We start from the raw sequence: 23516 nt of genomic DNA, 5'->3' as shown, positions 1-23516 counted from the left end.
AAGTGGCCCGTGCAGCAGGCACTGAAGACCTGCGACAAACAAGAGGGCGGGACACCTTGAGCACTGCCGGAAAATCGATCCTGATGGTCGACGACGATCAGGAAATCCGCGAATTGTTGCAAACCTACCTGAGCCGCGCCGGCTTCCAGGTGCATGCCGCAGCCGATGGCCAGGGCTTTCGCCGCGCCCTGGAAACCACCCCCTGCGACCTGGTAATCCTCGACGTGATGCTGCCTGACGAAGACGGCTTCAGCCTGTGCCGCTGGGTGCGCCAGCACCCGCGCCAGTCGCGGGTACCGATCATCATGCTGACCGCCAGCTCCGACGAGGCTGATCGGGTCATCGGCCTGGAGCTGGGCGCTGACGACTACCTGGGCAAACCGTTCAGCCCGCGGGAGTTGCAGGCGCGGATCAAGGCCCTGTTACGGCGCGCAGAGTTCGGCCAGGCAGCACCGGCCAGCGCCGTACTGGCTTTCGATGACTGGCGCCTGGACACGGTCAGCCACCGGCTGTTCCACCGCGATGGCGAAGAGGTGATCCTGTCCGGTGCCGACTTTGCCCTGCTCAAGCTGTTTCTCGACCACCCCCAACAAATCCTCGACCGCGACACCATCGGCAACGCTACCCGTGGCCGTGAGCCGATGCCCCTGGACCGTATCGTCGACATGGCGGTCAGCCGCCTGCGTCAGCGTCTGCGCGACACCGACAAACCGCCGCGGCTGATCCGCACCGTGCGCGGCAGTGGTTACCTGTTGGCCGCCCATGTCTGCTGCGCTTCCTGAGCGCCGCTGGCGCCTGCTGCCACGTTCGCTGCTGGGGCGCATGCTGCTGCTGACCTTGTTGGTGGTGCTGCTCGCGCAAGGGTTGTCGAGCGTGATATGGGTCGCCCAGCTGCGCGCCAGCCAGTTGCAGGGCTTGCGTGCCAGTGCCGGCAGCCTGGCGCATTCGATGAGTGCCAGCGTCAGCTACTTCCGTTCGTTACCGGTGGCCTATCGGCCGATGGTGCTGGACCAATTGCGCAGCATGGGCGGCACGCGTTTCTTCGTGTCGCTGAACGATAAACCGCTGGACATGCCGGTGTTGCCCATCACGCCGCGCAAGCAGGCAGTCATCGAGGTATTCCAGCAGGTGCTGCACGAGCGGCTCGGCGCACAGATGGAGATTTCCGTGGCGTTCGTCGGGCCTGATGACCTGCGCATCTTCAACAGCGGCTTGAAGCTCGATGAGCTGCCGCGCTCCTGGGCCCATTACTCGCTGACCCTGGAGCCGCTGAACCCGCCGGTGCTGGTCACACAAATACGCCTGGGCGAAGGCGAGTGGCTGTATATCGCCTCGCTGCTGCCCGAGCCCTACACGAGCCTGGAAGCCGAGCGCCTTCCACGGCAGCAGATCGGCTTCATCGTCCTGACCACCGCCATGCTGCTGCTGTTCATCGGCCTGCTGGTGCACTGGCAGAGCTGGCCGCTCAAACGCCTGGCGCGGGCCGCGCGCGAGCTGTCGCTGGGTGCTGATGTGGCGCCGGTGGCCGAAGGCGGCGGCAGTGAGGTGGTCGAGGTCGGGCGGGCATTCAACAGCATGCGCGAGCGCATCAGCCGCTACCTCACCGAGCGCAGCCAGCTGTTCAGTGCCATTTCCCACGACTTGCGCACGCCCATCACCCGCTTGCGCCTGCGCGTTGAACTGCTGGAGGACGAGCGCATGCAGGCCAAGTTCAGCCAGGACCTGGATGAGCTGGAGTTGTTGGTCAAAGGCGCCTTGCAGTGCGTGAAAGACACCGATATTCACGAAAATATCGAGCCGGTCGACCTTAACCAGGTGCTGGAAATCCTCGCCGAACCCTACGTGCGCGACGGCCGCATCACCGTCGAAGGCCAGGCCCTGGCGCCGTACCCGGGCAAGCCGCTGGCATTGCGGCGTTGCATCGGCAACCTGATCGACAACGCCATCAAGTATGGCGAGCGGGCCCACTTGCGCATCATCGACAGCGCCGAAGGCTTTGTCCTGCAGGTGGATGACCAGGGGCCCGGCGTGCCGCAACAGCAACAGGAGCAGGTGTTCGAGCCGCACTTCAGGCTGGCCGGGCAACAGCAGGGGTATGGGCTGGGTTTGGGGATTGCGCGCAACATCGCCCATAGCCACGGCGGCGAGGTGAGCCTGCTGAACTTGCGCGAGGGTGGGCTGCGGGTGACCTTGTACTTGCCACGCGGCATTGACTGATGCCGTGTCACCAAACGGTGACATTGGTGCGGGCCTTCGTGACATCCCAGCCAGGACGGCTGGCTAGAATCTGCAAACCTCAGACATGGAAGAAACGGGTGCATGGACTACATCGATTCCCCGCAACATCGCCAGTGGCTCAGCGCTGAAGGCCTGCGCCTGCTGTCGTTCGCCAAGGCCGCGCAAGTACCCGACGGCTTCGCCTGCCTTGACGCGCACGGCGCGCTGCCGCCCACGGCTGTCGCCGATACCCTTGTCACTGCCCGCATGACCCACAGCTTTGCCCTGGCCCACCTGCAAGGGGTGCCCGGCTGTCTGGCGCGGGTGGAGCACGGCGTGCGGGCCTTGCGCGGGCCGTTGCGCGATGCCAGGCACGGTGGCTGGTTCGCGCGACCGCGTGGGCACGGTGATGACGGCAAGGCGGCTTACCTGCATGCCTTCGTCGCGCTGGCCGCCAGCTCCGCCGTGGCAGCGGGTGCTGGCGGTGCGCAGGGCTTGCTGGTGGACGCGACCCGGGTGATCGAGGATCGGTTCTGGAGCGAGGAAGAGGGCGCGTTGCGTGAATCCTTTTCCCGCGACTGGCTGCAGCCGCAAGCCTACCGCGGCGCCAACAGCAACATGCACGCTACCGAGGCCTTTCTCGCGTTGGCGGATGTCACGGGCGATGTGCTCTGGCTGGAGCGCGCCCTGCGCATCGCCCTGCGCATCATCCACGGCCATGCTGCGGCCAACGACTACCGGGTCGTCGAGCATTTTGACGCGCATTGGCAAGCCTTGCCCGACTACAACCGCGATAACCCCGCCGATCACTTCCGCCCATATGGCAGCACGCCTGGGCACGCTTTCGAATGGTCACGGCTGGTGCTGCACCTTGAGGCGGCGCGCCGCCTGGCGGGGCTGCATACGCCGGATTGGCTGCTGGCCAGCGCCCGTGGGCTGTTCAGCAGCGCCTGCCGCCATGCCTGGAATGTCGACGGCGCCGAGGGCATTGTCTACACGCTGGATTGGGACAACCAACCGAGGGTGCGTGAGCGTCTGCATTGGGTGCACGCCGAAGCGTGCGCTAGCGCCGCAGCGTTGCTGCAACGTACCGGCGAGCCTCGATACGCACGCTGGTACCGCTGCTTCTGGGCGTTCATCGACACCCACTTCATCGACCGCGCAGCCGGCAGCTGGCATCACGAACTCGACCCTGCCAACCGACCTGCCGCGACCATCTGGGCCGGTAAACCCGACCTCTATCACGCCTACCAGGCGGTGCTGCTGCCCACCCAGCCGTTGGCGCCAAGCCTGGCAACCGGGCTCGCACGCAATGTAACCAAACGATGACATTCACGCATCGCTTCGTTACCTGGCGCAGCGAGCACTCTGATTAGACTCCATGCAATGCAAGCGACCGACTTGCCCTGCATAACAACAAGAAAGGTACTCCGATGAATTCGACGCTCCGTCTCGCTGCCGCGATCTCTCTCGCCTCTCTGTTCCCGCTCAGTGCCTTCGCCGCCGATTCCAAAGGCAGTGTCGAGGTAGTGCATTGGTGGACCTCCGGGGGTGAAAAAGCGGCGGTCGATGTACTCAAGGCCCAGGTCGAGAAAGACGGCTTCACCTGGAAGGACGGCGCGGTCGCCGGCGGTGGTGGCGCCACCGCCATGACCGTGCTCAAGAGCCGCGCGGTGGCCGGCAACCCGCCGGGCGTTGCCCAGATCAAGGGCCCGGATATCCAGGACTGGGCCGCCACCGGCCTGCTCGACCCGGAAGTGCTCAAGGACGTCGCCAAGGAAGAAAAGTGGGACGCGCTGCTCGACAAGAAAGTCGCCGACACCGTGAAGTACGAAGGCGAATACGTGGCCGTGCCGGTGAACATCCACCGCATCAACTGGCTGTGGATCAACCCTGAAGTGTTCAAGAAGGCCGGCATCGACAAGGCGCCGACCACCCTCGACGACTTCTACGCCGCCGCCGACAAGCTCAAGGCTGCCGGCTTCATCCCGCTCGCCCATGGCGGCCAGCCGTGGCAGGACAGCACCGTGTTCGAGAGCGTGGTGCTGTCGGTGATGGGGGCGGACGGTTACAAGAAAGCGCTGGTCGACCTGGACGAAGCGACGCTGACCGGCCCGCAGATGGTCAAGTCGCTGACCGAGCTGAAAAAGGTCGCCACCTACATGGACCCGGACGGCAAAGGCCAGGACTGGAACCTAGAAGCGGCCAAGGTCATCAACGGCAAGGCCGGCATGCAGATCATGGGCGACTGGGCCAAGAGCGAATGGACCCTGGCCAACAAGACCGCCGGCAAGGACTACCAGTGCGTCGCGTTCCCTGGCACCGACAAGGCGTTCCTGTACAACATTGACTCGCTGGTGGTGTTCAAGCAGAACGACAAGGGCACTGCCGCTGGCCAGCAGGACATCGCCAGGAAGGTGCTCGGCCAGGACTTCCAGAAAGTCTTCAGCACCAACAAGGGGTCCATTCCGGTGCGTAACGACATGCTCGCCGACATGGCCGCGAACGGCTTCGATGCCTGCGCCCAGACCTCTGCCAAGGACTTCCTGGCTGACGCCAAGACGGGCGGCTTGCAGCCGAGCATGGCGCACAACATGGCTACCACGCTGGCCGTGCAGGGCGCGTTCTTCGATGTAGTGACCAACTACATCAACGACCCCAAGGCAGACCCTGCCGATGCGGCGAAGAAGCTGGCGGCGGCGATCAAGGCGGCCAAGTGAAACCCTGATGGCCTCATCACCGGCAAGCCGGCTCCCACAGGTCTTTCACTGCCCTTGAAACTGTGGGGTGTAGGTGGGAGCCGGCGTGCCTCCGATGAGGCCAGAATTGACACCACAAGGGGCTGCCTAGGCTCCCGGTAATCACACCATGACTACAGCAACCGCTCAACTGCGGGCCTCACCCCTGGACGCTCTGCAGCGCTGTCTACCGAAACTGGTGCTGGCGCCCAGCATGTTCATCGTCCTGGTAGGCTTCTACGGCTACATCCTGTGGACCTTCGTCCTCTCCTTCACCACCTCGACCTTCCTGCCGACTTACAAATGGGCAGGCCTGGCGCAATACGCGCGGCTGTTCGACAACGACCGCTGGTGGGTGGCCAGCAAGAACCTGCTGGTGTTTGGTGGCCTGTTCATCGCCATCAGCCTGGCCATCGGTGTGCTGCTTGCCGTACTGCTCGACCAGCGCATCCGCCGCGAAGGCTTCATCCGCACCGTCTACCTGTACCCCATGGCGCTGTCGATGATCGTCACGGGCACCGCCTGGAAGTGGCTGCTCAACCCCGGCATGGGCCTGGACAAGCTGCTGCGCGACTGGGGGTGGGAAGGCTTTCGCCTGGACTGGCTGATCGACCCTGATCGCGTGGTGTATTGCCTGGTGATCGCCGCCGTGTGGCAGGCCTCGGGCTTCATCATGGCGATGTTCCTCGCCGGCCTGCGTGGCGTCGACCAGTCGATCATCCGCGCTGCGCAAATGGACGGTGCAAGCCTGCCGCGCATCTACTGGACCGTGGTGCTGCCCAGCCTGCGCCCGGTGTTCTTCAGCTCGCTGATGATCCTTTCGCACATCGCCATCAAGAGCTTCGATCTGGTGGCGGCGATGACCGCCGGTGGCCCGGGGTACTCGTCCGACCTGCCGGCGATGTTCATGTACTCGTTCACCTTCAGCCGCGGCCAGATGGGCATGGGCTCGGCCAGCGCCATCCTCATGCTCGGGGCGATCCTGGCGATCCTCGTGCCTTACCTGTACTCGGAGCTGCGGAGCAAACGCCATGCATAGCCCTGCCGACAAACCGGCGCTGAGCCTCAGCCGCATCGCCATCCACGCTGTGCTGCTGATTGCAGTGCTGCTGTACCTGGTGCCGCTGGTGGTGATGTTGCTGACCAGCTTCAAGACCCCCGAAGACATCAGTACCGGCAACCTGCTGAGCTGGCCGACCGTGGTCAGCGGCATTGGCTGGGTCAAGGCCTGGGGCACCGTCAACGGTTACTTCTGGAACTCGATCCTGATCACCGTGCCGGCGGTGCTGATTTCCACCGCCATCGGCGCGCTCAACGGCTATGTGCTGTCGATGTGGCGGTTCCGTGGTTCGCAGCTGTTCTTCGGCCTGTTGCTGTTCGGTTGCTTTCTGCCGTTCCAGACCGTGCTGCTGCCCGCCTCGTTCACCCTCGGCAAACTCGGCCTGGCCAGCACCACCAGCGGCCTGGTGCTGGTGCATGTGGTCTATGGCCTGGCCTTTACCACACTGTTTTTCCGCAACTTCTACGTGAGCATCCCCGATGCGCTGGTCAAGGCCGCGCGGCTGGACGGTGCCGGGTTCTTCACCATCTTCCGCCGCATCATCCTGCCGATGTCGACGCCGATCATCATGGTCTGCCTGATTTGGCAGTTCACCCAGATCTGGAACGACTTCCTGTTCGGTGTGGTGTTCTCCAGCGGCGACTCGCAACCGATCACCGTGGCCCTGAACAACCTGGTCAACACCAGCACCGGGGCCAAGGAATATAACGTCGACATGGCGGCGGCGATGATCGCCGGCCTGCCAACCCTGCTGGTCTACGTGGTGGCAGGCAAGTATTTCGTCCGCGGCCTCACGGCCGGCGCCGTCAAGGGGTAAGTCATGGCAACGCTTGAAATCCGCAATGTGAACAAGACCTACGGCAGTGGCCTGCCAGATACCCTCAAGGCCATCCAGCTGTCGATCAAGGACGGCGAATTCCTGATCCTGGTTGGCCCCTCGGGTTGTGGCAAATCGACCTTGATGAACTGCATCGCCGGCCTTGAAAACATCACCGGCGGTGCGATCCTGATCGATGACCAGGATGTCAGCGGCATGAGCCCCAAGGATCGCGACATCGCCATGGTGTTCCAGTCTTACGCGCTGTACCCGACCATGAGCGTGCGCGAGAACATCGAATTCGGCCTGAAGATCCGCAAGATGCCGCAGGCGGCCATCGACGAGGAAGTGGCGCGGGTGGCCAAGCTGCTGCAGATCGAGCACCTGCTGGCGCGCAAGCCGGCGCAGTTGTCCGGTGGCCAGCAGCAGCGCGTGGCCATGGGCCGGGCACTGGCGCGGCGGCCGAAGATCTACCTGTTCGACGAGCCGCTGTCCAACCTCGACGCCAAACTGCGCGTCGAAATGCGTACCGAAATGAAGCTGATGCACCAGCGCCTGAAGACCACCACGGTGTACGTCACCCATGACCAGATCGAGGCCATGACCCTGGGCGACAAGGTGGCGGTGATGAAGGACGGCATCATCCAGCAGTTCGGCACCCCGCAGCAGATCTACAACGATCCGGCCAACCAGTTCGTCGCCAGTTTCATCGGCTCGCCACCGATGAACTTCATTCCGGTGCGCCTGGCCAAGCAGGAGGGGCGCCTGCTGGCGCTGCTCGACAGCGGCCAGGCGCGTTGCGAGCTGCCGCTGGGCGTGGCCAGCGACGAACTGGACGGGCGCGAGATCATCCTCGGCATCCGCCCCGAGCAGATCGCCCTGGGCACGGGCGAGGCCAATGGCCTGCCGGGTATTCGCGCCGAAGTGCAGGTGACCGAGCCGACCGGGCCTGACCTGCTGGTGTTCGTCACCCTCAACCAGACCAAAGTGTGCTGCCGCCTGGCGCCGGACGTGGCGTGCCGGGTGGGTGACAGCCTGAACCTGCAATTCGACCCGGCGCGGGTGCTGCTGTTCGACGCGGCCAGCGGCGAGCGCCTGGACATGAACACTGCCAACGCTTCAGTGAAGGACAACGTCACCCGTCTCAAGGGCCGTTGAATCGTCTACACCATCAATAAGAAAAAAGAGGACGCAAAGGGATGGAACAGCGCAATCGCATCAGGACCTTGGGCTCACTGGCCTTGCTTGCCGTAATGGGTAGCAGCGGGGCTCAGGCCGCCGAGGCCTTCTCCAGCGAGTCGAAATGGATGACCGGCGACTGGGGCGGCACCCGCACCGAACTGCTGGAAAAAGGCTACGACTTCACCCTCGACTATGTGGGCGAGGTGGCCGGTAACCTCAACGGTGGTTACAACGACGACAAGACCGCACGCTACAGTGACCAGTTCGCCCTCGGCGCGCACCTGGACCTGCAGAAGATCTTCGGCTGGCACGACGCCGAATTCAAACTGGCGATCACCGAGCGCAGCGGCCGCAACCTGTCCAACGACCGCATCAGCGACCCGCGTGCCGGCCAGTTCAGTTCGGTGCAGGAAGTGTGGGGCCGCGGCCAGACTTGGCGGCTGACCCAGATGTGGGTCAAGCAGAAGTACTTCGACGGTGCCCTGGATGTGAAATTCGGCCGCTTCGGCGAAGGCGAGGACTTCAACAGCTTCCCGTGCGACTTCCAGAACCTGGCCTTCTGCGGCTCGCAGGTGGGCAACTGGGTGGGTGGCATCTGGTACAACTGGCCAGTCAGCCAGTGGGCGCTGCGGGTCAAGTACAACATCACGCCCGAGTTCTTCGTCCAGGTCGGCGCCTTTGAGCAGAACCCCTCGAACCTGGAAACCGGCAACGGCTTCAAACTCAGCGGCAGCGGCACCAAGGGTGCAATCTTGCCGGTGGAAGCGGTGTGGTCACCACAGGTCAACGGCCTGCCGGGCGAGTACCGCCTGGGCTACTACTACAGCACGGCCAAGGCCGACGATGTGTACGACGACATCAATGGCAATCCGCAAGCGCTGACCGGTGCAGCCTTCAAGTCGCATTCGAGCAAGCACGGCTGGTGGGTAGTGGCGCAGCAGCAAGTCACCGCCCATGGCGGCGATGCCAGCCGTGGCCTCAGCCTGTTCGCCAACTTCACCGTGCACGACAAGGCCACCAACGTGGTCGACAACTACCAGCAGGTCGGCCTGGTGTACAAGGGCGCCTTCGACGCCCGGCCCAAGGATGACATCGGCTTCGGCGTGGCCCGCATTCACGTGAACGACGACGTGAAAAAGCGCGCCGAACTGCTCAATGCCCAAAGCGGCATCGACGACTACGACAACCCGGGCTTCGTGCCGCTGCAGCGCACCGAGTACAACGCCGAACTGTATTACGGCTTCCACGTTACCAACTGGCTGACCGTGCGCCCCAACCTGCAGTACATAAAAAGCCCTGGCGGGGTGGATGAGGTGGACAACGCGCTGGTCGCGGGGTTGAAGATTCAGTCGTCATTCTGAGGCTAATTGTTGTAAATTTACGCCAATCCAATTTCGGCTCCCGGCACCCACTGGCTTGCAGTGGTTGTCGGGAATAGACCGAGACAGCGCTATCTCAAACAACAAGAGCTTGGAACCATGCCTGAACATCCGCTACATCGCTTCTTTTCCTCGCAGAGGCCCAGGCCGACATTCGAGTGGGAGCGTTACCAGCAGCGCGATGTGCTGATCATCGATCACCCCTGCTGCCAGGCGGTGTTCAGCCGTCAGGGCGCGCAGTTGCTGCACTTCCAGCCGGCCGGCGAGCGGCCCTGGCTGTGGTGCGCCGAACAGTGGCCGCAGGTGGGGGCGATCCGGGGAGGTGTGCCGGTGTGCTGGCCGTGGTATGGCCGCCACCCCAGCGAGGACCTGTGGCCGGCCCATGGCTGGGCGCGGCTGCTGGACTGGAAGCTGGTCGACAGCCGCGAAGACGAGGAGGGCGTGAGCCTGAAATGGCGGCTGGACCTGTGCGACTGGCAGGTCGACCTGCATGCCCGGCTGGGCAGTCGCATGGAGCTGAGCCTGAGCACCGAGCACCAGGACAGCGAACCTTGCCAGCTGAGCCATGCGCTGCTGGCCTATTGGCGTATCAGCGACGTTTCCGAGATAGCGCTGTCTGGGCTAGAAGACATCGAGGGTTACGACCGCCTCAACCGGCAAGCCTGTCGCGAGGATGGCGCCCTGAAACTCAAGGGAGGCTGCCAGAAGGTCTACCCCGGTACGCCGCGGGTGCAATTGCAGGACCCGGCCTGGCAGCGTGAACTGTGCATCGATACTGGTGACAGCGACGACACCGTCGTCTGGCACCCCGGCAACCGGCCACTGATGGGCGTGAGCGGGCGTGAGTGCCAGGGTTTTGTCTGCGTCGAGGCGGCCAGCGGCAGTGGCGAGGGCCTGAGCCTGGCGCCTGGGCAACGCGCTCACCTGCGGCTGCAGGCGCACCGGCTCAGTTGAGTTCGTCGTCCTCGACCGGGTAGCGGCTGGCGTTGAGGCTTTCCTTGATCTTGCGCAAGTGCGGCTGGAAGTCCACGCCCCGACGCAAGGTCATGCCGGTGGCCAATACGTCGAGCACGGTCAGCTGGATGATCCGCGAGGTCATCGGCATGTAGATGTCGGTGTCTTCCGGCAACGGGATGTGCAGGCTCAGGCTGCAAGCCTGGGCCAGCGGCGAACCCGCTGCGGTCAGGCCGAGCACCGAGGCGCCGTTTTCACGGGCCACGCGCGCCACTTCGACCAGTTCGCGGGTGCGCCCGGTGTAGGAGATGATCACGAACAGGTCGCCGGTGTGCGCCACCGAGGCCAGCATGCGCTGCATCAGCACGTCGGCATGGGCCGACACCGCCAAGTTGAAGCGGAAGAACTTGTGCTGCGCATCGAGGGCCACCGGTGCAGAAGCACCGAGGCCGAAGAAGTGGATCTGCCGGGCCTGGATCATCATGTCCACGGCGCGGCTGACCTGCTGCGGGTCGAGCTGTTGGCAGGCACTGTCGAGCGATGCGATGGCGCTGGCGAAGATCTTCTGGGTGTAGGCCGCCGGGTCATCGTCGGCTTCCACCGCGCGGCTGACATAGGCTGCGCCACTGGCCAGGCTCTGCGCCAGCTGCAGCTTGAGCTCTGGGTAGCCGCTGACGCCGAACGAGCGGCAGAAGCGGTTGACGGTCGGTTCGCTGACCTTGGCCGCCTGGGCCAGCGCCGCAATACTGAAGCGGGTGGCTTGTTGCGGGTTGAGCAGGATGACTTCGGCGACTTTGCGTTCGGCCTTGTTCAGCTCGTCGAGGCGTCCCTGGATCTGCTCCAGGAGGTTTCGCACGCGGTCCATGGGTGTGTCCTTGGGTCGAGAAGACAGCCGGCTGCCACAGCAGCAGGCTTTTTGCACGGTCGTCTATCGTACTGGCGGTACGGGTGGCGCACCACTTGTCTGTAACACTCGTGTGTAATGTTGTGGTTTTTACTACATTATCCCTTGAAAACCGTATGTGAAAGCGGTATTCCTAGACCAACTTTAGGAAAGAACCAACATCATGGCAGCGATCAGTGTCGAACCTTGCACCTTTGCCCTGTTTGGCGCCCTCGGCGACCTGGCATTGCGCAAGCTGTTTCCTGCGCTCTATCAGTTAGACCGCGCCAATTTGTTGCACGCGGATACCCGCCTGCTGGCGCTGGCCCGCGAGGTGGGTAGCGCACAGGAGCACTTGAATACCATCGAGGCCCACCTGCGCAAGCACGTGGCCCAGGCCGACCTGGAGCCTGCGGCGCTGGGGCGTTTTCTCGGGCGGCTAAGCTACCAGCACCTGGACTTCCTGCAGCCGGAGGGCTACCAGGCCCTGGCCGAGCAGGCACCTGGCGAGCTGCCATTGATTGCCTATTTTGCTACTGCGGCGGCCGTGTACGGCGCGATCTGCGAAAACCTCGACAAGGCAGGCCTGGCCTCGCGCACCCGGGTGGTGCTGGAAAAACCCATTGGCCACGACCTGGAGTCGTCGCGCCGGGTCAACGATGCCGTGGCACGCTTCTTCCCGGAAAGCCGGGTTTACCGCATCGACCATTACCTGGGCAAGGAGACGGTGCAGAACCTGATCGCCCTGCGCTTTGCCAACAGCCTGTTCGAAACCCAGTGGAACCAGAATTCCATCTCCCACGTGGAGATCACCGTCGCCGAAAAGGTCGGCATCGAAGGCCGCTGGGGTTATTTCGACAAAGCCGGCCAGCTGCGCGACATGATCCAGAACCACCTGTTGCAGCTGCTCTGCCTGATCGCCATGGACCCGCCCAGCGAGCTGTCGGCCGACAGCATCCGCGACGAGAAGGTCAAGGTGCTCAAGGCGCTGGCGCCGATCACCGGCGAGGGGCTGAGCACCCGCGTGGTGCGCGGCCAGTACATCGCCGGTTACAGCGAGGGCAAGCCGGTGCCTGGCTACCTGGAAGAAGACAACGCCAACGCCCAGAGCGACACCGAAACCTTCGTCGCCCTGCGCGCCGACATCCGCAACTGGCGCTGGTCGGGGGTGCCGTTCTACCTGCGTACCGGTAAGCGCATGCCGCAGAAACTGTCGCAGATCGTCATCCACTTCAAGGAAACGCCGCACTACATCTTCGCCCCGGAGCAGCGCTTGCAGGTTGGCAACAAGCTGATCATCCGCCTGCAACCGAGCGAGGGTATTTCCTTGCGGGTGATGACCAAGGAGCAGGGCCTGGACAAGGGCATGCAACTGCGCAGCGGCCCGTTGCAGCTGAATTTTTCCGACACCTGGCGCACCGCGCGCATCCCGGATGCCTACGAACGCTTGCTGCTTGAAGTGATGCGCGGCAACCAGAACCTGTTCGTGCGCAAAGATGAAATCGAATACGCCTGGAAATGGTGCGACCAGCTGATCGCTGGCTGGCAAAGCGCCGGTGATGCGCCCAAGCCCTATGCGGCTGGGTCCTGGGGGCCGATGAGCTCGATTGCACTGATCACACGTGATGGGAGGGCGTGGTATGGGGATATCTGAACTGCAATTGCCGGCAACGGTAAAGGCGCATCAACTGGATGATGCCAAGGTGCTGTCGTCGACGCTGGCCGTTGATGTAGCCGAACGCCTGCGTGCAGCCATTACCGCCAAAGGGCAGGCGTGCCTGGTGCTGTCCGGTGGCCGCAGCCCGGTGCCATTCCTTGAGAAGCTGGCGGCCGAAGTGCTGGACTGGTCGAAGGTGACCATCAGCCTGGCCGACGAACGCTGGGTGCCGGTGGAACACGCCGACAGCAATGCCGGTTTGTTGGCCCGCCACCTGTTCCAGAAGGCTGCTGCCAAGGCCCGCTTTATCGGTTTGTACCAACGGGCTGAAAACCTCGACGCGGCAGCGCTGAAGGCCGACCAGGTTTTGGCCGATTTGCCGGCAATCGATGTGTTAGTGCTGGGCATGGGCGACGATGGCCACACGGCCTCGCTGTTCCCCGGCAGTCCCAATTTGGCCGAGGGCCTTGACCTGACCAGCAAACGCCGCTGCCTGCCATTGCTGGCGCCGAGCGTGCCGCACCAGCGCCTATCGCTGACCCGTTCGCTGCTTGCCAGCGCCGCGTTCATCGCGCTGTCCGTGCAGGGCCCGGGCAAACTCGCTACCCTGCGCGCCGCGCTGGCGGGCAACGACCTTAACGAAATGCCGATTCGCGCCTTTCTTCACGACCCCCTGGACATCTACTGGTGCCCATGAGCAAAGGATCCACTGTCATGACCACCCTTGAACGCCCACAGCCGCTGCTTTCGATGGCCGAGAAAGCCGCCCGGATCGATGCGATCTGCGGCGCTGCGCGCATCCTGCCGGTGATCACCATCGCCCGTGAGGAAGACATCCTGCCCCTGGCCGATGCCCTGGCCGCGGGTGGCATCCGTACCCTGGAAGTGACCTTGCGCTCGCAGTATGGCCTCAAGGCCATTCAGGTGCTGCGCGAACAGCGTCCGGAGCTGTGCGTCGGTGCAGGTACCGTGCTTGATCGCGGCATGTATGCAGCGGTCGAGGCCGCTGGCGCGCAGTTCGTGGTAACCCCGGGCATCACCCAGGACATTCTCGACGCCGGTGTGGACAGCGATATCCCGCTGCTGCCAGGCATTAGTACACCGTCCGAAATCATGATGGGTTACGCCCTGGGCTATCGCCGCTTCAAGCTGTTCCCCGCAGAAATCAGCGGCGGCGTGGCAGCGATCAAGGCCTTTGGCGGCCCGTTCGGCGATATCCGCTTCTGCCCAACTGGTGGGGTCAACCCGGCCAACGTGCGCAACTACATGGCGCTGCCCAATGTGATGTGCGTGGGCGGCACCTGGATGCTCGACAGCAGCTGGATCAAGAATGGCGACTGGGCGCGGATCGAAGCGTGCAGTGCCGAGGCGATGGCGCTGTTGGACTGATACTGAATTTGTTGTGTGCTTTACGGCTTATGGGGCGCTTGGTCGGCGCCCCTTTTTTTTGCCTGCAGATTTTGTGCTGCCTGTGCTGGCCCTGCTTTTTTGTGGGGGGGCGGCTTGCCGGCCACTCGGCCAGTACCGGCAATAAAAAAGCCCGCATCATGGATGCGGGCTTCTGATGATCAACTCACGGCTTATGCCGCTTTGGCCTCTTGCTGGCTCAGCGAGCGGTTCAGCGCGCTGAACAGCGCCTTGAAGCTGGCAGTGGTGATGTTCTCGTCGATACCCACGCCGTGTACTGGGCGACCGCCGGCCACACGCAGTTCGATGTAGGCCGCCGCCTTGGCGTTGGTGCCGGCACCGATGGCGTGCTCGTTGTAGTCCATGATCTCGACGGCGATCGGCAGGCCGGCGACCAAGGCTTCCAGGGCGCCATTGCCCTTGCCGCGCCAGTGCAGGGTGGTTTCGCCCTCACCGGCGACTTCCACTTCCACGGCGCTGTGGCCGTTTTCTTCCTGCAGGCGGTGGCTGACCAAGGCGTACGGGCTGTTGGCCTGAAGGTATTCTTTATGCAGCAGGCTGTAGATCTGCTGGGCAGTCATTTCCAAGCCCAGGCGGTCGGTTTCACCCTGAACCACCTGGCTGAACTCGATCTGCATGCGGCGCGGCAGGCTGATGCCGTACTCCTGCTCAAGCAGGTAGGTGATGCCGCCTTTGCCCGACTGGCTGTTGACGCGGATCACCGCCTCGTAGCTGCGGCCGATGTCGGCCGGGTCGATCGGCAGGTACGGCACTTCCCACAGTTCGCCTTCCTGCTGCTTGGCGAAGCCCTTGCGGATGGCGTCCTGGTGCGAGCCAGAGAACGCGGTGTGGACCAGGTCGCCGACGTACGGGTGGCGTGGGTGCACCGGCAGCTGGTTGCACTCTTCGACCACCTTGCGCACGCCGTCGATGTCGGAGAAGTCCAGTTGCGGGTCGATACCCTGGGTGTAGAGGTTCAGCGCCAGGGTCACCAGGTCGACGTTGCCGGTACGCTCGCCGTTGCCGAACAGGCAGCCTTCGGCACGGTCGGCGCCGGCCATCAGGCCCAGCTCGGTGGCGGCGATGCCGGTGCCACGGTCGTTGTGGCAGTGCAGGCTGATGATCACGCTGTCACGGCGGCTGACATTGCGGCAGAACCACTCGATCTGGTCGGCGTAGATGTTCGGCGTGGCAACTTCCACAGTGGCCGGCAGGTTGAGGATGACCTTGTGCTCAGGGGTCGGGTTCCACACTTCAATGACTGCGTCGCAGACTTCCTTGGCGAACTCAAGCTCGGTGGCGCTGAAGGTTTCTGGCGAGTACTGGAAGGTCCACTGGGTTTCCGGCTGCTGGGCGGCGTATTTGACGAACAGCTTGGCCGCGTTCACCGCGATGTCCTTCACGCCTTGCTTGTCCTGGTTGAAGACGATGCGGCGGAACGACGGGCTGGTGGCGTTGTACAGGTGGACGATGGCCTTCTTCGCACCGCGCAGCGATTCGAAGGTGCGCGCGATCAGGTCTTCACGGGCCTGGGTCAGTACCTGGATGGTGGTGTCGTCCGGGATGTGGCCGTCTTCGATCAGGCTGCGCACGAAGTCGAAGTCGGTCTGCGAAGCGGACGGGAACGAGGCCTCGATTTCTTTCACGCCAACCTGCACCAGGGTCTTCCAGAAACGCAGCTTCTTCTCGGTGTCCATCGGCTCGATCAGCGACTGGTTGCCATCACGCAGGTCCGAGCTGCACCAGATCGGCGCTTCGGTGATGGTCTTCGACGGCCAGGTGCGGTCAGGCAGGTCGATGGTCGGGAAAGCGCGGTATTTCTTCGATGGGTCTTTGAGCATGGTCATGGAAGCAATCCTTTTGTGTGCGGCCGAGATCGGGCCTGCCGAGCAGTAACGAGATGAAAGGGCGAGGCGACGCGATTCAGCCTGGTAGTCGGGCGCTGACCAGGCAGAGGCTGCGATGTTGTCGGAGCAGGATGAGGGTGCTGAAGGTTTTCATGCCCTCAACCCTAACCAGAGCGGTAAGGGATGGCAAGGGGTCGCGGAAAATTGAGAGGAATGCTTAAAAAAAGCTTAATGGCGAGATTTTATAGCGCCTGATCTTTTAACGCTTTGAGGTTTTTGCGCTGTATTTTTTGATGGCGCAAGAGAAGGGAAGTGATGATGGATGTCTCGGCCTCTTCGCGGGCAGGCCCGTTCCCACAAGGCCGGCGGCGCCCCAGAACCTTGTGGGAGCGAGCTTGCCCGCGAAAAGGTTGGCGTCGATTTCAGGGCTGGAAAGCACCAATGAAGATGGCCGGGTCCACCCGCGCATCATTGAGGCTGACGTTCCAGTGCATGTGCGGCCCGGTCGCCCGCCCCGTCGAGCCTACCCGGCCTACCACATCGCCACGACGCAACTGCTGCCCCACCTGCACGTCAATCTTCGACATGTGGCAGAACATGCTGATGAAGCCCTGGCCATGGTCGACGAACACCGTACGCCCGTTGAAGAAGTAGTCACCCACCAGGATCACCTTGCCATTGGCCGGCGTCTTGATAGGCGTGCCCGCAGGCACTGCGAAGTCCAGCCCTGCATGCGGGTTGCGCTCCTCGCCATTGAAGAAGCGGCGCACGCCGAACTTGCTCGACAGCGGGCCGCTGACCGGCTTGTCGAGGACCAGGTTGCTTGGCAGGTTCGGGCTGAAGCTGCGGTAGGCCTTGATCTGCTCGGCCAGTTCGCGGTCGATGCGCTTGAGGTCGGCCGGGTCGGGGTTGACCTGGCGCTTGTTCTTCAGGGTGATGTGCTGCTCGGGGTACTGCTTGCTGCCCACGCTGAACGGCAGGTTGCGATCACCTTCGCTCAGGACCGCAGTGCCTGGCTTTTGCGTCAGCGGGATGCCGACGATGGCCAGCCAGTTGTCCTGCTCTTTCACCACCAGCACCGGCTTGCCGTCAAAGCGCGCATTCGGCGCCGTGGCTGCAGGGCCCAGGTCGACCACGGCGACGCCGCCGGGTACTGGCTTGTTCAGGGTGCGGGTGATGTAGCTGGCCTGGGCGCCGCCGGCCAGCAACAGCAGGGAAAGGGCAAGCAGGGGGGCGAACAGGCGGGGCATGGCTTAATCCAGTAGCGAAAGGGTGACCGGAGTCAGGTGGTTGTCCTCGACCCGCACCAGCAGCTCGCCTTCATTCAGGCGGGCGGTCAGGCGCTGGCCGTTGCGGGTCTGCTCGGCGCTGCGGATGGCCTGGCCACGCTCGTCGAGGAGGATGCTGTAGCCGCGCGCCAGGGTCGCCAGCGGGCTGACCACTTGCAGGGTCTGCAATTGGGCCTGGAATCGTTGGCGGCGATCCTTGAGCACCTCGCGCATGGCCCGTGGCAGGCGCTCGGCGAGGCTGTCCAGGCGCTGGCCGAGCAGTTTCAGCGTGCGGCCTGGATGTTGCGCCGCCAGGCGCGTGTCCAGGCGTGCCAGGCGCTCGCGGCGCTGGTTGAGGTTGAGCATGAACGCCCGGCGCAGGCGCATGTCCAGGTCATCCAGGCGTTGGGCCTGCTGGCGCAGGCGTTCGCCGGGGTGGCGCAGGCGCCGGGTCAGCGAGTCCAGGCGCAGGCGGTCGTGGGCCAGGCGGTTCTGCATGCGCAGCAGCAGGCGCCGCTGCAGGCCTTCGAGGCGCTGCTGCAGGCCGCTGCTGTCAGGGGCCAGCAACTCGGCGGCGGCGGATGGCGTGGGGGCGCGGACGTCGGCCACGAAATCGCTGATCGACACATCGGTCTCATGCCCCACGGCGCTGACGATCGGCGTGACGCAGGCCGCGACGGCGCGGGCCACGGCCTCTTCGTTGAAGCTCCACAGGTCTTCCAGCGAGCCACCGCCACGGGCCAGGATCAGCGCATCGAAGCCTCGACTGTCGGCCAGTTGCAGGGCGCGGACGATCTGGTTGATGGATTCGCGGCCTTGCACGGCGGTGGGGATGAGGTTCAGCTCGACCTGCGGCGCACGGCGGCGGAACACGCTGATGATGTCGCGGATCACCGCGCCGGTGGGCGAGGTGATGATGCCGATGCGCTGCGGGTGGGCCGGCAGCGGCCGCTTGCGTTCGGCACTGAACAGGCCTTCAGCGCCGAGCTTTTCTTTCAGCGCCTCGAAAGCCAGGCGCAGGGCGCCGTCACCGGCGGGTTCGACGGTGTCGAGGATCAACTGGTAGTCGCCACGCCCTTCGAACAGCGAGACTTTGCCGCGCACCCGCACCGCCAGGCCGTCACGTAGCGCCTGGCGCACCCGCGTGGCGTTCTGCCGGAACAGCGCGCAGCGCACCTGGGCGCCGCTGTCCTTGAGGGTGAAGTACATGTGGCCGGAGGCCGGGCGGGCGAGGTTGGATATCTCGCCTTCCACCCAGACGCTGCGGAACACGTCTTCCAGCAGCACCCGGGCGCGGCCGTTGAGCTGGCTGACGGTGAGGACCTCGCGGTCCAGGCCGAGTCGTTCGAAGGGGTCTTTGATCATGCTAGGCATCATAAAGGACACGGCGCGTGGATGCACTGTGCTCGGCTTTGCAAGAAGATTCTGCCTGCGAGCTCGTGGCTGGCTACTCTATCCTCCTGTCTTGTCTGGAATGCACCGCATGCTTGCGCAACTGTCTTTTTCCACCCTCGACTGGCTCCCCATCCTGCTCGCCATCGCCGCTGCCTACATCGTCTTCGGCATCGCCGGCTTCGGCACCGCACTGGTCGCCGGCCCGGTGCTCATCCATTTCATGCCGCTGTCGCGGATCATCCCGCTGCTGGTACTGCTGGATTTCGTCGCCGCCTTCGGCAACCTGCTGCCGTCGCGCCGCGACGTGGTGCGTGGCGAACTGCTGCGCCTGCTGCCATGCATGGCTGTAGGGTGCGCCCTGGGCGTGGTGTTCCTGCTGCACCTGAAGTCCGACCTATTGCTGTTGCTGATGGGCCTGTTCGTCACTGCCTATGCAATCTATGGCCTGGCCGTGAAGGTGAGGCCTGCCAAGCTCTCCGGCTACTGGGCACTACCAATGGGCACCCTCGGCGGCCTGTTCGGCGCATTGTTCGGCAGCGGAGGGTTCCTCTATGCCATCTACCTGAGTGCACGGCTGGAGGCCAAGGAGCAGGTGCGCGCGACGCAGAGCGCACTGATCAGTTGCAGCACGGTGGTGCGTCTGTCGTTGTTCCTGATTGCGGGTGTCTACGCCGACAACAGCCTGCTGCTGCTCGCCGCCTGCCTGCTGCCGGTGATGTTCATCGGGCTATGGGCGGGCCGTCGGCTGACCCTCAAACTGTCGCGCGAAGCCTTCGTGCGCCTGGTCACCTGGCTGGTGCTGGCCAGCGGCCTGGCGCTGATTGGTCGCTACCTGAGCGCGTGAGCGGTAGAATTAGCCGATTACCGCTGTTGGCAGGCCTGTTTGACCCATGAACACCCAGAGCATCATTGTCCCGAAACTCTCCACCGTGCCGGTGCACGAGGCCCGCGCCCGCGCCATCCTGCGCTGGCTGGTGCGCGAAAAAGTGGTCGAGGAGCAGCTGACCACCTGCGGGCGTACTGGCAACCGCATGGGCCATGCCCTGGCTGAAGGCGCGCGCAAGGTCGCGCTGCACCCGGAAAAGCTGCCGCTCGGCGAGGCGGTCAATGGCCTGGAAGTGATGCTCAAGCGCTGCATCTACACCCCCAGTCATGGTTTTCTCGAAGAAGCCGGTTGCCCGGAGTGCCGACGCGAGGTGGGCGAGCCCTTGTTCGAAAGCCTGGAAGAGTGGATGCCGGGGGTGAGCGACAACTTCACCTGCCCGCTGTGCGGCTTCGAAGATGACATCAATGGCTTCATTTACCTTCAGCCATGTGCCTTTTCCAACCTGGGGTTCATCTTCAACAACTGGGGCGAGGCCGGGTTTACCCAGGCCTTTCTCGACAGCTTCGCCGACTGGCTGGACCAGCCCGTGGCGGTTGTGCAGGTAAAACTGCCAGAACGCTGACCGAAGGCCCTTATTTTGCATTGAGCGGCGCGCCGTGGATGAGTATAATGGCGCGCTTCCATTTTTCCCGCCCGGGAGCCCCCGCGATGCTGCGTATCAGCCAAGAAGCCCTGACTTTCGACGATATCCTCCTTGTACCTGGCTACTCCGAGGTACTGCCCAATGAAGTCAGTCTCAAGACCCGTTTGACTCGTGGCATCGAGCTGAACATCCCTCTGGTTTCCGCCGCCATGGACACCGTGACCGAAGCGCGTCTGGCCATTGCCATGGCTCAGGAAGGCGGCATCGGCATCATCCACAAGAACATGACCATCGAACAGCAGGCCGGCGAAGTACGCAAGGTCAAGAAGTTCGAGGCTGGCGTGGTCAAGGACCCGATCACCATCGAAGCCGACGCCACCGTGCGCGACCTGTTCGACCTGACCCGCCTGAACAACATCTCGGGTGTTCCGGTGCTGGAGAACGGTGACCTGGTCGGTATCGTCACGTCCCGTGACGTGCGCTTCGAAACCCGCCTGGATGCCAAGGTGCGCGATGTGATGACGCCCAAAGAGCGCCTGGTCACCGTGCGCGAAGGCGCCGACAAGAACGAAGTCCGCGAGCTGCTGCACAAGCACCGCCTGGAAAAAGTCCTGATCGTCGACGACAAGTTCAGCCTCAAGGGCATGATGACCGTCAAGGACATCGAAAAAGCCAAGGCCTACCCGCTGGCCAGCAAGGACGACCAGGGTCGCCTGCGCGTCGGCGCTGCAGTTGGCACTGGCAAGGACACCGGCGAGCGCGTTGCCGCCCTGGTTGCCGCCGGCGTTGACGTGGTGGTGGTCGATACCGCCCACGGTCACTCCAAAGGTGTGATCGACCGCGTTCGCTGGGTCAAGGAAACCTACCCGCAAGTGCAGGTGATCGGCGGCAACATCGCCACTGGCGCTGCGGCCAAGGCCCTGGCTGAAGCCGGCGCCGACGCCGTCAAGGTCGGCATCGGCCCAGGCTCGATCTGCACCACCCGTATCGTCGCCGGTGTCGGCGTGCCGCAGATCAGCGCCATCGCCAACGTCGCCGCGGCACTGGAAGGCACCGGTGTGCCACTGATCGCCGACGGCGGCATCCGCTTCTCGGGTGACCTGTCCAAGGCCATCGTCGCCGGTGCTTCCTGCGTGATGATGGGTTCGATGTTCGCCGGTACCGAAGAAGCGCCGGGTGAAGTCGAGCTGTTCCAGGGCCGCTCCTACAAGGCTTACCGCGGCATGGGCTCGCTGGGTGCCATGGCGCAGGCGCAAGGTTCGTCCGACCGTTACTTCCAGGATTCCTCGGCCGGTGCCGAGAAGCTTGTTCCTGAGGGGATCGAAGGCCGTGTGCCGTACAAAGGCGCCCTGGCCGCGATCATCCACCAGCTGATGGGCGGCCTGCGTTCGTCCATGGGCTACACCGGCAGCGCGACCATCGAAGAGATGCGCACCAAGCCGGAGTTCGTACGCATCACCGGTGCCGGCATGGCCGAGTCCCACGTGCATGACGTGCAGATCACCAAAGAAGCCCCTAACTACCGCGTAGGCTGAGGCTTCCAGTAACATCAGCATGCGGGGCTGTCACGACAGCCCCGCGTCGTTTCCGATTTCCACTGACGAGATTGAGTCATGGCCCTCGACATTCACGCTCACCGCATCCTGATCCTCGATTTCGGTTCCCAGTACACCCAGCTGATCGCCCGCCGCGTGCGCGAGATCGGCGTGTACTGCGAACTGCATCCGTTCGACATGGACGATGAAGCGATCCGCGAATTCAACCCGCGCGGCATCATCCTCGCCGGCGGCCCCGAGTCGGTCCACGAAGCCAACAGCCCGCGTGCACCGCAGGCGGTGTTCGACTTGAACGTACCGCTGCTGGGTATCTGCTACGGCATGCAGACCATGGCCGAGCAGCTGGGCGGCAAGGTCACCGGTTCCGACCTGCGCGAATTCGGCTACGCCCGCGTTGACGTGGTCGGCAAGAGCCGCCTGCTCGACGGCATCGAAGACCACGTCGACGGTGACGGCGTACTCGGCCTGGACGTGTGGATGAGCCACGGCGACAAGGTTACCCAGATGCCGGGCGACTTCCACGTGCTGGCCAGCACCCCGAGCTGCCCGATTGCCGGCATGTTCGACGATGCACGCGGCTATTACGGCGTGCAGTTCCACCCGGAAGTGACCCACACCAAGCAGGGCGGCCGCATCCTTTCGCGCTTCGTGCAGGACATCTGTGGCTGCGAAGCCCTGTGGACCCCGTCCAACATCGTCGAAGACGCCATCGCCCAGGTGCGTGAGCAAGTCGGTTCGGCCAACGTCCTGCTGGGCCTGTCTGGCGGCGTCGACTCGTCCGTGGTTGCCGCGCTGCTGCACCGCGCCATCGGCGACCAGCTGACTTGCGTCTTCGTCGACAACGGCCTGCTGCGCCTGCACGAGGGTGATCAGGTGATGGCCATGTTCAAGGAGAACATGGGCGTCAAGGTGATCCGTGCCGATGCCGAGGCTCAGTTCCTGGGCAACCTGGAAGGCGAAGCCGACCCGGAGAAGAAGCGCAAGATCATCGGCCGCACCTTCATCGACATCTTCGATGCCGAAGCCAGCAAGCTGGACAACATCCAGTTCCTCGCCCAGGGCACCATCTACCCGGACGTGATCGAGTCGGCTGGCGCCAAGAGCGGCAAGGCCCACGTGATCAAGTCGCACCACAACGTGGGTGGCCTGCCGGAGGAAATGAACCTCAAGCTGGTCGAGCCGCTGCGTGAACTGTTCAAGGACGAAGTGCGCAAGATCGGCCTGGAGCTGGGCCTGCCGTACGACATGGTCTACCGTCACCCGTTCCCAGGCCCAGGCCTGGGCGTGCGTATCCTCGGTGAAGTGAAGAAAGAGTACGCCGACATCCTGCGTCGCGCCGACCACATCTTCATCGAAGAGCTGCGCAAAGCCGACTGGTACCACAAGACCAGCCAGGCGTTCGTGGTGTTCCAGCCGGTGAAGTCGGTTGGCGTCGTGGGCGACGGGCGTCGCTACGCCTGGGTCGTGGCCCTGCGTGCCGTCGAAACCGTGGACTTCATGACCGCGCGCTGGGCGCACCTGCCGTACGAGCTGCTGGAAACCGTCAGCGGCCGTATCATCAACGAAATCGAAGGCATTTCGCGCGTTACCTACGATGTTTCGAGCAAGCCGCCAGCCACCATCGAGTGGGAATGATCGGCCTAGCCGCTCAGGTATGAAAAAGGTGAGGCCACATGGCCTCACCTTT

The 23516-nt window shown here is 63.8% G+C and carries 20 protein-coding genes; 16 read left to right on the top strand and 4 right to left on the bottom strand.

What is annotated here, in order from left to right; translation table 11 throughout:
• The first annotated feature begins 56 nt into the window (after window positions 1-56).
• The 9 genes from gltR to ACIPIJ_RS03460 all read left to right on the top strand — a co-directional run bounded on the left by gltR (window position 57) and on the right by ACIPIJ_RS03460 (window position 10347).
• Window positions 57-782: a two-component system response regulator GltR gene (gene gltR / locus ACIPIJ_RS03500; RefSeq protein ID WP_401072716.1), complete on the top strand. Its 726-nt coding sequence runs from the start codon at window positions 57-59 to the stop codon at window positions 780-782.
• Complete coding sequence (locus tag ACIPIJ_RS03495) at window positions 763-2217, top strand: ATP-binding protein (protein ID WP_401072714.1); 1455 nt, start codon at window positions 763-765, stop codon at window positions 2215-2217. The genes gltR and ACIPIJ_RS03495 overlap by 20 nt, the downstream gene beginning before the upstream one ends.
• A gap of 102 nt (window positions 2218-2319) precedes the next feature.
• Window positions 2320-3546, top strand: a complete 1227-nt coding sequence (locus ACIPIJ_RS03490) for an AGE family epimerase/isomerase (RefSeq protein ID WP_401072712.1) — start codon at window positions 2320-2322, stop codon at window positions 3544-3546.
• A gap of 104 nt (window positions 3547-3650) precedes the next feature.
• Window positions 3651-4937 carry an ABC transporter substrate-binding protein gene (locus tag ACIPIJ_RS03485; protein WP_401072710.1) on the top strand — a complete coding sequence of 429 codons (1287 nt, stop codon included), beginning with the start codon at window positions 3651-3653 and terminating at the stop codon, window positions 4935-4937.
• A 148-nt stretch (window positions 4938-5085) separates the two neighbouring features.
• The gene (locus ACIPIJ_RS03480) at window positions 5086-5994 is read left to right on the top strand and encodes a carbohydrate ABC transporter permease (RefSeq protein ID WP_401072708.1); all 909 of its coding nucleotides are present in this window, start codon (window positions 5086-5088) and stop codon (window positions 5992-5994) included.
• On the top strand, window positions 5987-6832 hold the full coding sequence (locus ACIPIJ_RS03475) for a carbohydrate ABC transporter permease (RefSeq protein ID WP_401072706.1): 846 nt from the start codon (window positions 5987-5989) through the stop codon (window positions 6830-6832). The genes ACIPIJ_RS03480 and ACIPIJ_RS03475 overlap by 8 nt, the downstream gene beginning before the upstream one ends.
• A 3-nt stretch (window positions 6833-6835) precedes the next feature.
• Window positions 6836-7990, top strand: a complete 1155-nt coding sequence (locus ACIPIJ_RS03470) for an ABC transporter ATP-binding protein (protein ID WP_401072704.1) — start codon at window positions 6836-6838, stop codon at window positions 7988-7990.
• Window positions 7991-8085: 95 nt separating this feature from the next.
• A complete protein-coding gene (locus tag ACIPIJ_RS03465) occupies window positions 8086-9375 on the top strand; it encodes a carbohydrate porin (protein ID WP_401073433.1) in 1290 nt (429 codons plus the stop codon).
• A gap of 117 nt (window positions 9376-9492) precedes the next feature.
• Window positions 9493-10347, top strand: a complete 855-nt coding sequence (locus ACIPIJ_RS03460; protein WP_401072702.1) for a D-hexose-6-phosphate mutarotase — start codon at window positions 9493-9495, stop codon at window positions 10345-10347.
• On the opposite strand, the gene hexR is transcribed toward ACIPIJ_RS03460, so the two are convergent.
• The gene (gene hexR / locus ACIPIJ_RS03455) at window positions 10340-11203 is read right to left on the bottom strand and encodes a DNA-binding transcriptional regulator HexR (protein WP_401073431.1); all 864 of its coding nucleotides are present in this window, start codon (window positions 11201-11203) and stop codon (window positions 10340-10342) included. The genes ACIPIJ_RS03460 and hexR overlap by 8 nt on opposite strands.
• A 211-nt stretch (window positions 11204-11414) precedes the next feature.
• Between hexR and zwf the strand changes: the two genes are divergently transcribed.
• The 3 genes from zwf to ACIPIJ_RS03440 are packed head-to-tail and all read left to right on the top strand — an operon-like array spanning window position 11415 to window position 14276.
• Window positions 11415-12884 carry a glucose-6-phosphate dehydrogenase gene (gene zwf / locus ACIPIJ_RS03450; RefSeq protein ID WP_401072700.1) on the top strand — a complete coding sequence of 490 codons (1470 nt, stop codon included), beginning with the start codon at window positions 11415-11417 and terminating at the stop codon, window positions 12882-12884.
• Window positions 12871-13584: a 6-phosphogluconolactonase gene (gene pgl / locus ACIPIJ_RS03445; RefSeq protein WP_401072698.1), complete on the top strand. Its 714-nt coding sequence runs from the start codon at window positions 12871-12873 to the stop codon at window positions 13582-13584. The genes zwf and pgl overlap by 14 nt, the downstream gene beginning before the upstream one ends.
• 17 nt (window positions 13585-13601) lie before the next feature.
• A complete protein-coding gene (locus ACIPIJ_RS03440) occupies window positions 13602-14276 on the top strand; it encodes a bifunctional 4-hydroxy-2-oxoglutarate aldolase/2-dehydro-3-deoxy-phosphogluconate aldolase (RefSeq protein WP_401072697.1) in 675 nt (224 codons plus the stop codon).
• A 191-nt stretch (window positions 14277-14467) separates the two neighbouring features.
• Here ACIPIJ_RS03440 and leuA read toward each other — a convergent pair whose 3' ends face one another.
• From leuA to xseA, 3 genes are all read right to left on the bottom strand, one after another.
• Window positions 14468-16141 (bottom strand): 2-isopropylmalate synthase, encoded by a 1674-nt coding sequence (gene leuA, locus ACIPIJ_RS03435; RefSeq protein WP_401072695.1) that lies wholly within the window; start codon window positions 16139-16141, stop codon window positions 14468-14470.
• Between the two features lie 422 nt (window positions 16142-16563).
• The gene (locus ACIPIJ_RS03430) at window positions 16564-17391 is read right to left on the bottom strand and encodes a peptidoglycan DD-metalloendopeptidase family protein (RefSeq protein ID WP_401072693.1); all 828 of its coding nucleotides are present in this window, start codon (window positions 17389-17391) and stop codon (window positions 16564-16566) included.
• A gap of 3 nt (window positions 17392-17394) precedes the next feature.
• Window positions 17395-18774, bottom strand: a complete 1380-nt coding sequence (gene xseA, locus ACIPIJ_RS03425) for an exodeoxyribonuclease VII large subunit (protein WP_401072691.1) — start codon at window positions 18772-18774, stop codon at window positions 17395-17397.
• 118 nt (window positions 18775-18892) lie between these two features.
• Here xseA and ACIPIJ_RS03420 point away from each other — a divergent pair, with 118 nt between their 5' ends.
• The 4 genes from ACIPIJ_RS03420 (at window position 18893) to guaA (ending at window position 23464) form a co-directional block, all read left to right on the top strand.
• Window positions 18893-19648: a sulfite exporter TauE/SafE family protein gene (locus ACIPIJ_RS03420; protein ID WP_401072689.1), complete on the top strand. Its 756-nt coding sequence runs from the start codon at window positions 18893-18895 to the stop codon at window positions 19646-19648.
• A 46-nt stretch (window positions 19649-19694) separates the two neighbouring features.
• Window positions 19695-20252 carry a sugar ABC transporter ATPase gene (locus ACIPIJ_RS03415; protein WP_401072687.1) on the top strand — a complete coding sequence of 186 codons (558 nt, stop codon included), beginning with the start codon at window positions 19695-19697 and terminating at the stop codon, window positions 20250-20252.
• Between the two features lie 86 nt (window positions 20253-20338).
• Entirely contained in the window at window positions 20339-21808 is a 1470-nt protein-coding gene (guaB, locus tag ACIPIJ_RS03410; RefSeq protein ID WP_008094438.1) for an IMP dehydrogenase, read from the top strand.
• A gap of 78 nt (window positions 21809-21886) precedes the next feature.
• The gene (guaA, locus tag ACIPIJ_RS03405; RefSeq protein WP_401072685.1) at window positions 21887-23464 is read left to right on the top strand and encodes a glutamine-hydrolyzing GMP synthase; all 1578 of its coding nucleotides are present in this window, start codon (window positions 21887-21889) and stop codon (window positions 23462-23464) included.
• The last annotated feature ends 52 nt before the right edge of the window (window positions 23465-23516 follow it).

Origin of the sequence: Pseudomonas sp. NPDC087185 (assembly GCF_044744955.1) — a bacterium.
GTDB lineage: Bacteria > Pseudomonadota > Gammaproteobacteria > Pseudomonadales > Pseudomonadaceae > Aquipseudomonas.
Note: the sequence above shows the minus strand (reverse complement) of the source record. Positions and strands in the feature narration are given on the sequence as shown.